This window comes from Bacillus sp. 105MF, from assembly GCF_000374885.1.
In the GTDB taxonomy this organism is placed as follows: Bacteria; Bacillota; Bacilli; order Bacillales; family Bacillaceae_G; genus Bacillus_A; species Bacillus_A pseudomycoides.
The window spans coordinates 1-13,521 of sequence record NZ_KB895616.1 but is presented as its reverse complement, the minus strand read 5'-3'; the positions used below and the strand labels follow the sequence as shown (position 1 = coordinate 13,521).

The following is a 13,521-nucleotide window of genomic DNA, read 5'->3' as shown; positions in this document are numbered from 1 at the left end:
GTATTACGTTCTAAAAATGAGGATGCGCCAAATCATCCTGCAGGTGAAGTTGATTCTAATGAAATTAAAGCCCTATTTGGTGCTGGTGAAGGTGATGTAACACCTGAAGGTTTAAGTAGCTGGTTAGGTAATAAAGGTGGATACTGTACGTTAACTAAAGAATGTATGTCTTCTTGTAACTAATTATTTATGTTGAACAACTTTATTAGAGAGGCAGGTAGTCTGCTTCTCTAATTAATGAAAGGAGCAGTAACATGCCGGTAAAACATAGTGCATTTATTGATGAAATAAAAATTAATGATAATATAGTCCCAGATTCTACAGATTACATACATTATTGGAAGAGAACATTTGGAAACGATGAAAATAAATTTAAAAAAATCTTAAAAGATATTTCAGGTATTCCATTAGCAAACCTATCTAAATTAGATCAGGACGAATACAATGTACAGGAAATAGATGCATTATTATCATTAACCTTCTCAGAGTTTGATAGTTTTCAAACATATGAATACTCCCCGACAATAGAAGAGAAATTATCGAAATTAACTTTTTATGGATTTTTCAAAAAATTTATGTGTTACTCATTTTCTAAAGTTCATCAATCATTGAATACATATTCGTTCTTTGAAGAATCGCAATTATTGGCGCCATTAGAATATATGTATAAAAGATTGTATGAACTATCCCACAAAACATTAATATTAGAACTGAACATTCAACGCGTTCTTGGAAATTTAAAAGGAGAAACTCCAGAAGAACGTTATACTCATTTTTGTTCTTACATTAGTACAAATGAATTTTTAGTTTATTTTAAGGATACATATTCTGCATTATATAGAACGATGTTAACTACATTGATCTATTGGTCAAATAATATTACTACACTTTACTATAATCTTGAACAAGATAAGGCACAAATCCAAGAGAACTTTAATATTGATATTCAGACAAATAAACTAATTACAGTTACATTGGGACTTGGCGATGAACATAATGATGGCAAAACAGTTTCATTACTTGAATTCCTTCCTAACATGAAACTTATTTATAAGCCTCGATCAATTGGTGTCGAAGCAGCATTCAATGATTTAACTGCTTGGATAAATAATCAAGTTAATGATAAAGCTCAACTGTATTCACCAAAAATCATTGATAAACATTCTTATGGTTGGGTTGAATATATTGAGAATATAGAATGTCAAACGGAAGAACAACTTAAATCATTTTATTTTAAAATGGGAAGTCTTTTAGGAGTTCTATATAGTTTAAATGCTGTGGATTTTCACTATGAGAATATTATAGCGATGGGAGAGTATCCGGTTCCAATCGATCTGGAATCCTTATTCCATCATGCAAAAATATTAGAGGAAAAAGATGGTTCTGCTCATAATAAAGCTCTAAATTTAATTAATAGATCTGTTCGATCCACTGGGATTATTCCATTTCTTGCCTTCAATAGCGATAACCCTAACTATAAAGGTCTTGATTTAAGTGGTCTTAGTGATAAAAACGATCAATTATATCCATTAAAAGTGCCTTCAATAGAATCAAGGAACACTGATGTTATGCACATTGATGCAAAATATACATTTGTTAAGGTAAATGAATTTGAAAAAAATAAACCGATTTTTAAAGGTGAAAAAGTTTCATATAAAGATCATGTAGACGTTATGATAGATGGTTTTAAATATATTTATGAATGGATTTTAAGTAATAAACAACAATATAGTAATTATGTTTCAGATAAATTTAAAAATACGATAGTAAGAATGATTCTACGACCTACTGCCGTATATGGTGAGTTACTAAGAAAAAGTAAACATCCTGATTTTTTACAAAAAGGATATACCCGAGATATTTATTTCCACACTCTGGCATTGGACCCAGAGAACAAACCAAAAGAAGTTATTAAATCCGAAAAAACTGATTTACTCAATGATGATATTCCATATTTTTATACAACAGTGAGTAGCAATCATTTATATCATAGAGAACAAATTTGTGTTCAAAACTTTTTTGAATCATCTCCTTTAGAAGCTGTAGTAAGCAAGATTAATGACCTTAATATTGTAGATTGCTCACAACAAATTCGAATTATGCGAATGAGCTTTTTAGCACATTCAGCTACATTTGGTGCAAATGAACAGACTATTGATCCATATCTTAAAGTCAATATTCATGCGAATAAATCTAAGGAGTTCTTAACTGAAGCAAGCCACATAGGAGATTATTTAATTGCTAATGCCATAGAGGGAGATAATCAATCTGATCTTTGCTGGATTAGTACAGTAATATCTGCTTCGAATGAATATAAGTGGGATATCTATCCTGTAGATTTAGATTTATATAATGGTTTAAGCGGTATTTCCTTATTCTTTAGTTATTTATATCATTTGACTGGAAAACAAGATTATAAAATAACAGCTGAGAAGTCTATTAATCCTGTAATTAATTCACTTCAAACATTATCTGAGCAAAGAATGTTTAATATTGGGACTTTTAGTGGTGTTACTGGATCCATTTATGCTTTAAATCATATTAATCAATTATCACAGACTAAACAATATGAACAACTAATACTTGATTCTATGAGAACGGTTGTTGGTAGATTATCTCAAGATAAAGTGTTTGATATTATAGACGGAACTGCAGGGGTTGTCGGAGTTCTAATATCCCTTTATAAAAATAGTGGTAATAAAGAATATTTAAAACTTCTTACACAAGCAAGTGAATACTTAATAAACACTGCATATTATCATCCTGAAAAAGAGGGATATGTCTCTTGGAAACAAAGAGATGATATTTCATGGATTGGATATTCTCATGGAACTGCGGGTATTATTACTGCTTTAGTAGCAGCTAATCAATATATAAACAATCCTAATATTTTAGAACTAGCAGATAGAGTTTTATCCTATGAAAATAGCTTCTATGATTCAAAGCACAAAAATTGGAAGCTTCCTTCTAAAGAAAACCATTCTGTTGCTTGGTGTCATGGTGCTCCAGGAATTTTATTAAGTAGATTAATGTTAAAAGAAAGTAATTATGAAAACAGTATAATTGATCAAAATATATATGCCGCTTTAGATACAACTATTGATAAATCATTTGGTCATAATCGTTCACTATGTCATGGAGATTTTGGAAACTTAGATATTCTTTTATATGCAGCAAAAGTATTACAAGATAAAACGGCTTACGAACGAGCACATTCTATCGGTATTCAACTTTTAGAATCCTCTAAAACGCATAATTGGAAAAACGGGGTTAGTACGGGAACTGAATCATTTGGTTTAATGACAGGCCTTAGTGGGATTGGAGTAGGTCTCTTACAACAATATGACTATAATTCAATTCCTTCTATTTTAAGGTTAGAAGAGGTTAAAATATAAAAGGAGACAACTACATGAAAAAGTTAAAGATCCTTATGACTATACTTTCCGTATTCTCGTTAAGTTTAGTTACACAACCGGTAAAGGCAGAAGAAATAGAGAAAAAGGATAATTATAAATTTATCCTTTTGGATAACGAAATTCAACCTAATAACAAAGAAAATATTATACACTTTTTGAAAGAAAATAATGCAATTGAAATTAAGTATACTCCAGAAATCCAAATGATTTCATACAAAGAAACTAATAGTAATATTCAATCCAATTTAGATAGTAAAATACGTACTAAATTTAAAACATCTATAGAAGATGTTGCTAATAGTGCTAAATTAACTTTACAAGATCCAAAGATTTCAAATCCAAATGAGCACTTTACCAATAATAAGTTAAACTATAGCTTGTCTTCGAAACGAACATTGAATTCTATTACTATTAATGAACCTGTTTCGAATGCTTCGCCACCTTGGCAAATTGCCAAGGTAACTGATAATTATAAATCTCATAAGATAACTTTGGGACAAAAAAATGTAAACATCGCCTTAGTGGACAGTGGGATAGATTATAACCACCCTGAACTTAAAGATAGCATTAAGTATTCGGAAGGGAAATCTTATGTTCCTACTGAGCCTGATCTATTAGATCAAAATGGCCATGGTACCCAAGTTGCAGGAATTATTGCAGCTCACGATAAATTAAAAGGAATTGTTCCTAATATAACCATCACACCGTATAAAGTTATTGGAAAAAAAGATGGTGAGTCAGTCTGGACTATACAGGCTATTATTGATGCAGCAAATAACGGAGCAGATGTAATAAATTTAAGTTTAGGAACATATAAAGCTACAAATTTAGAAGACGAGAACGCAATTATAAAAGCATATGAAAGAGCTATCCAATATGCACAAGAAAAAAATTCTATTGTAGTTGCTTCAGCAGGAAATGAAGGAATTAATTTGGATAAACCATTTGAAAAAATAGATGAAAAGAACGGTGTATTATATAAAATTCATGTACCTGGTGGATTGAGTAATGTATTAACGGTATCAGGAACAGACAAAAACGATGAAATTGTAAATTACTCAAACTTTGGTCATGAAGTAGATTTTAGTGCACCAAGTGGTTCTTATGGAACAATTATTAATAATCAATTCAAATTTGATCCATCCTATTTAATTGGTACTACTTATCCAACATATTTAGAACCTACTATGTTGGATGCTCAATTAAATACACCTAAAGGCTACACACTTAACCTAGGGACTAGCCTATCTGTACCCGCATTATCTGGGACATTAGGAGCCATTATTTCAAGATATTATGAGCTTCATTCTACAAAACCATCAGCAGACGTAACTATGAATTATTTAAAAAATGGTGCTACTGATTTAGGTGCAGATGGTAAAGATGATCAGTATGGATATGGATTGGTAAATAGTTATAAAAGTATAATTAGCATTAAGTAATATAATTTTTAGGAAACGTACTTCAATGATATTTTTAAAATACACTTACTATTATTTTAGAATGCAATGATAGTAAGTGTATTATTAAATAAAATTTGATTAAAGAGTGTGATGAAGCACCGGATAACTACAGTATACTGAAATTCATCTCGTACCCAAAATTGGTGTTTTACATCTTCACATTTTTGAGGAAGGAGACATCTGTCGGAAAACGATAAATTTTTTGTTGTGAAGATTGAAAATTCAGTAAAAATAATATCAATTTTTTGTTGTGCTTTGCCATTCTTTTTACAAAGCATAAGAAACAATTGATATCCAGGAAAAATAAGGATAAAATTCAATTGAATGAAAATTTTAACGATAGGTGGTTGATTTCGTGAATAATCAAATTCTAAACATTAAAGGCGTGCATAAAAAATATAAGGAGAAACATGTTCTAAAAGGAATTGATTTATCTATAAAAAAGGGTGAAATATTTGGATTATTAGGCCCGAATGGAGCTGGTAAATCTACATTTTTTAAAATCATTTTAGGATTAATAGAAGCTGATGAGGGAACTGTAGAAGTATTGGGAATGGATATACAAAAGAATAGAATAGAAATCTTATCTAAAACAGGTTCATTAATTGAAGCTCCAACCTTTTATGAGCATTTATCTGGATACGAAAACTTATTAATTGCTTCTAAAATGAAAAATGTTCATGATAAAGAACATATAAAAGAACTTTTGAATTTATTTAAACTATATGAAGATCGAAATCGTGCTTTTAAAAAATATTCTCTTGGTATGAAACAACGTTTAGGATTAGCTGCTGCTTTCATAAATAACCCTGAATTATTAATATTAGATGAGCCTACTAATGGCTTAGATCCACAGGGAGTTTATGAAGTGAAAGAATTAATAAAAAAAGCTCCAAAAATGTTTGATTCTACTATAATCCTTTCAAGTCATATTTTAAGTGAAGTTGAACAAATGGCTGATCATATCGGGATTATTCATCATGGAGAAATAAAGTACCAAGGTTTATTATCCTCTCTACAAAATAAACAATCATTAAATATTGTTGAAGTTAGTGTTAATAATATAGCTCTTACTGATAAATTGCTTAAACAATCCAATTATACATTCAGTGTAAATAATAATATCTTTAGTATCGAATATTACGATGAAAAAACACTGAATGATATTCAACAACTATTAGTGACTAATCAGATTTTTATTCAATCTTTCCAAACTAAAAAGCAGAATTTAGAGGAAGCATATTTAGATATTGTTGAACAAGGTGCTGTAAGTGTATGAGAAATGTATTAGCCACTGAGTACATAAAATATAGAAAAAGTCATCTTTGGTTTTTGGTTATCTTAGGACCTATTATACTTGCATTAGGTGAATTCGTTGGATTAAATTACTATAGTAATTCTCATACTATTAAATTAGAAACTATATTCGGCATAAATTTGCAACTTTTAAAATACATCTTAAACTTTTTTATTGTGTTTATTATAGCTAGTGTAAACAATGTTGAATATAAAAATTCTACGTGGAAAAGAACATTTACGTATCCGGTACAGAAATTTAGTGTGTATGTAAATAAGTTCCTTATTGTTATGGTTGCTCTTATTATTACAACCGTAATACATATGATTTGTACAGTGTTATTAATTCCAGGTTTAGGTATTTCTTTGGATGCGGTTTCAATGCAGCATGTGTTTGTTTTTACGTTATATCCATTTCTTATTAGTATTCCATTTTGTGCCTTGGCGTTCATTATATCCATTAATTTATCGAATCAATCAGTGATCGTTGCACTAGCTCTAGCTTCGTATCTTTTCGGCGATATATTAAGTTCAGCTAAGCTTTGGTGGTTTCCTATTTCATATCAAATCTTATATTTTCCAATCAATTATGTGAATAATCTAGATGTTTTTAATACATTATGGTCATATGATAAATGGTACATGCTAGCAGGAATTCCTATTACCATTCTCATTTTAGGAATTGGATACATCTTATTTATTAAAATGAATAATAAAAACTAACAAAGGAGATCTCAAATGATAAATTTAATTTATTCCGATTGGATAAAAATAAGAAAACACCCGCAACAAATTGTATTATTCATCCTAGCACTTTTTCCGATTATATATTCAATGATTATGTATACTAAATATGTAGTAAAAGAGTATAATCATGGTTTGGATAATGATTGGGTGGGCGTATGGATGTTGGCATCTTTCTTCTATGTTGGTTTTTTTCTTCCTGTTATTTCAGGGATGGTAACGGCCTTCCTGTGTCAGTTTGAAGACAAAACCAATTGGAAAATAATGCATCTATCTCCAAATACTAATTTTAAAATTGTTTTATCTAAAGTTGTATCCAGTGTATTATTATTTTCTGCACTACACTTAATAGTTTTAATAAGCTTATATTTATTTGGAATGTATTTTGATTTTACAGATCCATTTCCTTTATTATTCATGATTAAAGTATTTTTACTTTCTGTAGTTGCGACACTTCCACTTATTACAGTGCAACTCTTATTATTCTTATTTATTAAAACATCTATCACTTTTACATTTGTTAATATAATCCTATCTTTAATCGGTTTATTTCTTTTTTCAGAAGTAAAGTGGGGATTTGGATATATATGGTCTTTACCATTCAAGTCTATAGAATTAGTTGATCAGAGTATATTATCTATTGGTATATTATTGGTATCAATAGTTGCATTTACCATTGGTATGATTTTAATTACAGTACGTTATGTAAAATCATTGAGAAAGACAGTATAGAAAGAGAAATGGCCCTTAGAGAGGCCTGATATTATCTCATTTAGGTAAACAGTTAAAAGAGTCCATCTAGTTGATGGACTCTTTTTTTCTGTTTATCTGGAGATTTTTTTGTAGCGAAAAAAGGTCAATCCTTTCAAACATATACAGGAGAATTGACACTCCCATCTCTAAAGTGGCAAGCTGGCTAACGCCAGTAGGATTCTTGCTACCAAAGGCAACGTTCATTTCTGATAGCGCTGACGTGTAAGATTGCCATCACTCTCACGAAAGACCATATAGGTTCGTGAGCTACGATACTATGACCATATCGTACAGCTAGTTGAGTGTTCGAATGTTTTAGCGTCTTGTTCTAGTCTATAGTTGAATTATACCCCCAAAAAAACAAGTGCTTTTCTACGAAAAAACGATACTTTCATCCCATACCTAAAGGCGGACTAAAGTCCTGCATGGGCTTTCTCTTATCGCGAATTCTGTAAAGGGCAGCAAACATAGCTACCTTTTTTGTTTCGGATCTAGTGTTACTTCCCCTATGTTTAACTCATCTTATGACAAAACTACTTTAAGTTGCTTACTATGTTTATTAATACTTACCCTAACACTATTTTAGGGCATGTAACGAAGCTTATACCGAAAAGTGATTTTCTATGAGAGTTGTATATAAGCTACTTTTCGTTATAAGCAACTACAATTTCAATTAAATAAGTTAATACTTACTATATTAATATCTCTGAGAAGATAAATTTCAAAGTAATGATTGGATATATAACGTTGGACTTATGACAGTACTTCTATTATTTAAAGCCACACCTAGAAGGGTTTTAGCCCTTAACATCTTCTGTAGTAGTAAATAAATAATGAAAAAATTAACGATAATTTGCTTTTTTTTTGATACTTTTTTACTAATTGTTATTAACATCAGGAAACGTTTATATTTTAAGTACAATAAAATATATAGAAAGGAGCCTAGTTGATGTTTAAGAAGAAGGTACCATTTATAGAACAAGCTCAACAGACTGAATGTGGTTTTTGTTGCATAGCGATGATTACCGAATATCATAATAGTACCGTATCTTTTCATGACATGTATGAAAGGATTGGTAATGGAAGAGACGGAACGTCACTATTTCATTTAAAGCATCTAGCTGAGGGGTTAGGATATGAAGCAAATTGTTTTAAAATTCAAGAATATGATGAATTATATAAACTCCCACTCCCCTGCATTATTTATTGGAAAGAAAAACATTATGTAGTACTAGAGGAAGTATCTGAACATGGAGCAACAATTGTTGATCCAGCTGTAGGAAGAACGAAAGTGAAAAAGGAAGAATTCGAAAGGGATTTTTCAAAATATGTTATGACATGCGTACCGGGTGAAAGGTTTGTTAAAAAGAAACGGAAAAGCTTGTGGTTACCATATATTAACATCCTGAAGGAAAGACCATCCCTGATAATAAATTTAGTTTTATTATCCTTTGTTTTACAGTTATTCACTTTAGGTATACCTCTTCTGATCCAATATTTAATAGATAATGTCATTTCACCTCAAAATTTTAATTTATTAAATATATTTCTAATATCAATAGTATTTGTGGTGGGATTCCAATTTCTATTCAATATAGTTAGAGGTAAGGTTTTAATCGTATTGGAAAACTTTTTAGATAAACAAATGATGAGTAAATTTATTAATCATTTACTTCATTTACCTTATCATTTTTTCCTCTTAAGAAAATTTGGAGATCTTCTATTCAGGGTAAATAGTCTAAGAATGATTCGAGATATGATTGGTTCAAATCTTATTAAGGGTATATTAGACGTTGGATTACTAATTGTAATATTCGTTTTCATGATAATTAAATCGCCACTTTTGACTTTATCTGTTTTAGCGTTCACAGCAATTAACGCAGCTTTATTAATTGCTACACGCTCAAAAGTAAAAGAAGTTAGCCAAGAAGAAATTATTGCTAATACTGAAGTGCAAAGTATTCAAACTGAAACATTGTATGGAATATTTAATGTTAAAACAGCTGGAATCGAGGATAAAATATTTACTCGATGGAAAAAGAGTTTTAACAAATTATTAAAAGCTTATCGAAAGAAGGAAAACCTTAATAATTACATTCAATCAGTAAGTAGCTCTATCGGGAATTTAGCTCCCTTATTTACTCTTTGGCTTGGTGGTTATTTAATATTAAACAATCAGTTAACATTAGGAAATTTAGTAGCTTTTCACGCTATTTCCAATCAATTTTTTGGATTAAGTCAGTCGATTGTCCAAATGTTTAATTCTTTCTTTGTAACTGGTACGTATTTAAGAAGGGTACAAGATGTATTAGATGCACCGATAGAAGAAAAGCACACAGATATGAAAGAGATAACTAATCTCGAAGGCCGTATACGTTTTGAAGATGTAAGCTATCAATATACAAAATATAGTCCTATGTCTGTTGAAAATATTAATTTAGAAATTAAACCGGGCCAAAAAGTAGCAATTATTGGAGAATCTGGCGCTGGAAAAAGTACCATGTCTCGTCTACTATTGGGATTGCATAATCCGAGTGAGGGGAAAATATATTACGATGGTGTCGACTTAAATAATATCGAAAAATCATCATTGAGACGTCAAATTGGTGTAGTTCCTCAGGACGTTACACTTTTTAATAAGACCATTTTTGAAAATATTGCAATTTACGATAAGGATATATCGATAGAAGAAGTTGTTGAAGCCGCTAAGGTAGCACAAATACATGATGACATTATGAAGATGCCTATGCAGTATAATACGTTCATATCTGAGATGGGATTCAATATCTCTGGAGGACAGAGACAACGTATTGCACTTGCGAGAGCTTTAGTTCATAAACCATCAATTTTAGTGTTAGATGAAGCAACTAGTTCATTAGATCATCTGAATGAGAAGAAGGTAGATGATTATCTCAATGAAATAAAATGTACAAGAGTTGTAATTGCACACAGACTTACTACAGTAATGAATGCCGATTTAATAATCGTAATGGATAAAGGGACTATTATAGAAGCAGGTACTCATAAAGAGTTAATGTTAAAAGCAGGTTATTACTCTTCCTTCTTCAAAGATATAGAACCTGAGCACAAATTACTAGCAAATTAAGCGAATATATTTATGAATTTGATAACAATAACTTTATTACTTTCAGGAAAAGAAAATTTAATTAATAAGAAAGAGGGATAAATATGGATATTCAAAGAAAAAAAACAGGAACTATGCGAAAAGTAGCAAGATATACCGGTGCAATAGCAATCCTTTTATTAGTGGTATCTTTTATATACCAATGGAATAAAGGTTTAGAGGTTGATACTACTGAACAATTAAGTCTAGCATTAGCTGTTGCATTTTTCCTTTCTAGTTTTATTCCCGAAAGAAAAAGAGATAGTAACTAACTTAATAAGCACTTGAGATCTATTTCTCAAGTGCTGCTTCCTACAAATGCAAAATAAGGGATATATCAGTAATTTATTATTAATAATATTCTTTGGATAGAAAGTTAATAGTAGAAATTTTTTCGGAATTATAATGAAATAATAGAGTAATAAAAGAGAGAATAATTATAACTCATCAAATATAAAAGATATTCGATAGTCTATAAAGAATTATTCATGCCGAAAGGTATTTTAAATGTAGATTTTAAAAAATAAAATTCATTAAGTGAAAATAGAAAATGTATTAAATATTTTCTACATATGTAAATTCAAAACGGAATAAAAAATTATAAAAAAAGGGTGGTTACAATGTTTAGAAGAAAAAAATCAGATGAAATGAGAAAACAAAAATGGAATACTAGTGGGCTGGTTAATGTAGTTGATGAAAGTGAATTAAGACAGGTTGTTACTGGTGCTGGTTCAGACGATATTTATATAGAGACAGTTCCAGCTGCTATAGCTGCTTTTTTACCAAATCAGATAGTTGCACATTCAAACACATATCCTAATCCAATGATTATGCCTCCTAAATATAGATAACGTGGGACTCACGATTTAAAAGAAAGAGGACGATTAACACTAAACGATCTATATTTGAATCCAGGTTGTCATAATAATAGTTATTCCACTGATCCTATAGCAATTAAAGAAAAGCTATTCGACAGAAAAGGTATTGGGTATTATCAAGGTACAAAATTATTTTATTAGATATTCAATCTATATTTAGGGTGTATATCTGTAACATAAAATAGGAATCTACATTCCTTAAATATGTTCAAAAAAATTTTATTTTAGGGGATTAGATATCTGTAATACTGAACTATCCCTCTTTATAGAGGCAAGAGGATCCTGTAAATATCTAATTTTCATCCACTATTTTAGTAGGATTAACTCATGGTTTATGTAATAAAACATATTTGTACGTTGAAGTCACATGCCTCTTCTCTTATTTAGCTGGAGGAGGCTACTCTACTTCAATAGACATGGGAGACAAATCATTGAAGGGTTTCTATAAATAATTATTATGTTTGAAAAATCAGTAATTTAGGTTACTAAATTTAAAAAATAATGGTATAATCTTATTTGGAATTTATTTATTCAGAAATAATAGTTAATTGATGCAGTGTGCAACATTGTTTTAATTATAAAGCAGAGTGTTAATTCTCTTTCATAGAGAATTATATGGCGGCATAGCCAAGTGGTAAGGCCCAGGTCTGCAAAACCTGTATCATCGGTTCAAATCCGATTGCCGCCTTTTATTTTAGTGTATCAATATTTTTCATATGGTGGCATACCAACTAGGCATGGTGAAAGGTTAGCATACCCTTTTATGTTGGTTCGAATCCAACTGTCACCTTATACCCCAATACCCCTTGTAAATGGTTTCTTATTATACCCTTCAATAAATAATATTTTTTCGAAATTGCAAAGTAATAAAGAAAAATTTTTTACTCCTCAGTTACTGACATATTGCACTAATTACTCAAATAATCATACTTCATACTACTACACTTATAATTCCAACAAGATTTATTTCACAGGAAGACTCTTATATAAACTTTGTTTTATTAAAATTTCGAATCCGTGCTACTGCAATTGTATAAACTCATATCGCGATAAGTATATTCATCGTAATACCTGTAGCAAGATAATTAAACAAGATTCATACTAAAACACTATAAAACAATTTTTCTTAATATTAAGTTTTTATATTTTGAATTACTATAGTAGTTAAATAATTGAAAGGAGATGTATTTATGAAAATTAAAGGAGTATTAATATCGCTACTCGTTCTGGTTATATCCTTAGGGTTTTTACCAACAGAAAAAGCAAGTGCATCTGTATCATCTAATCTAGTAAATGAAGTAGGAGATAGGATTGATACAAGTAAAAACTATTATATAGTTCCAGCAGATTCACCAACAAGAGGATTAAGTTATCTCGAGTCTTTTAATTTTTTCCCGTCTTTAGTAGTTAGTTCAAGAAGTAACACAGTAGAAAACCCTTCCGGAATTCCTATGAAATTGTATTTTTCTGAAGAAAATAAGAAATATCGTATTGGGACGCTTTATCCAATGCCTGGACTTCCTTATTATTGGGTAGATAGTCATTTATATTTGGGTCCGGGTGAAGAAGGCGCGGTTTATTGGACGATAACTCCTGTAGAAGGAGGATATACACTACAAGCAGAAGGAGGATACCTTGATTATAAAGAGGTTGAATCACACAAGTATGGTCCTATTACCCGTGCCTATTTAGGTAAAAAAGAAGTTGTGTGGAAATTAGTACCTGCATCTTAAATGTTATATAAATTTGTAGAGACATAAGTTTTAAATATAACCTTTCCAAAAGATAATACGTGGGTAAAGAATTGATAATAAGATAGTAGATTTTTAGGTTCTTAAAATATTTAT

At 30.2% G+C, this 13,521-nt stretch carries 10 protein-coding genes and 1 tRNA gene; all 11 read left to right on the top strand.

Annotation, left to right across the window (positions count from 1 at the left end):
- On the top strand, window positions 1–183 hold a 183-nt coding region (locus C564_RS32935; RefSeq protein ID WP_000322863.1), incomplete at its 5' end, for a type 2 lantibiotic, mersacidin/lichenicidin family.
- Between the two features lie 71 nt (window positions 184–254).
- Window positions 255–3,395 carry a type 2 lanthipeptide synthetase LanM family protein gene (locus C564_RS0129060; RefSeq protein ID WP_018767844.1) on the top strand — a complete coding sequence of 1,047 codons (3,141 nt, stop codon included), beginning with the start codon at window positions 255–257 and terminating at the stop codon, window positions 3,393–3,395.
- A gap of 14 nt (window positions 3,396–3,409) precedes the next feature.
- On the top strand, window positions 3,410–4,858 hold the full coding sequence (locus tag C564_RS0129055; protein ID WP_018767843.1) for a S8 family serine peptidase: 1,449 nt from the start codon (window positions 3,410–3,412) through the stop codon (window positions 4,856–4,858).
- 376 nt (window positions 4,859–5,234) lie between these two features.
- Window positions 5,235–6,158, top strand: a complete 924-nt coding sequence (locus C564_RS0129050; protein WP_018767842.1) for an ABC transporter ATP-binding protein — start codon at window positions 5,235–5,237, stop codon at window positions 6,156–6,158.
- Complete coding sequence (locus C564_RS0129045) at window positions 6,155–6,898, top strand: ABC transporter permease (protein ID WP_018767841.1); 744 nt, start codon at window positions 6,155–6,157, stop codon at window positions 6,896–6,898. Before C564_RS0129050 ends, C564_RS0129045 begins: the two co-directional genes overlap by 4 nt.
- A 15-nt stretch (window positions 6,899–6,913) precedes the next feature.
- Window positions 6,914–7,651 carry an ABC transporter permease gene (locus C564_RS0129040; protein ID WP_018767840.1) on the top strand — a complete coding sequence of 246 codons (738 nt, stop codon included), beginning with the start codon at window positions 6,914–6,916 and terminating at the stop codon, window positions 7,649–7,651.
- A gap of 970 nt (window positions 7,652–8,621) precedes the next feature.
- Window positions 8,622–10,778, top strand: a complete 2,157-nt coding sequence (locus C564_RS0129035) for a peptidase domain-containing ABC transporter (protein WP_018767839.1) — start codon at window positions 8,622–8,624, stop codon at window positions 10,776–10,778.
- Between the two features lie 83 nt (window positions 10,779–10,861).
- Window positions 10,862–11,068 carry a hypothetical protein gene (locus C564_RS0129030; RefSeq protein ID WP_018767838.1) on the top strand — a complete coding sequence of 69 codons (207 nt, stop codon included), beginning with the start codon at window positions 10,862–10,864 and terminating at the stop codon, window positions 11,066–11,068.
- Window positions 11,069–11,416: 348 nt separating this feature from the next.
- Window positions 11,417–11,647: a hypothetical protein gene (locus C564_RS0129025; protein ID WP_018767837.1), complete on the top strand. Its 231-nt coding sequence runs from the start codon at window positions 11,417–11,419 to the stop codon at window positions 11,645–11,647.
- Window positions 11,648–12,291: 644 nt separating this feature from the next.
- Window positions 12,292–12,362 (top strand) — tRNA-Cys (locus C564_RS0129020).
- 502 nt (window positions 12,363–12,864) lie between these two features.
- Complete coding sequence (locus C564_RS0129015; RefSeq protein WP_018767836.1) at window positions 12,865–13,407, top strand: hypothetical protein; 543 nt, start codon at window positions 12,865–12,867, stop codon at window positions 13,405–13,407.
- Window positions 13,408–13,521 lie beyond the last annotated feature (114 nt).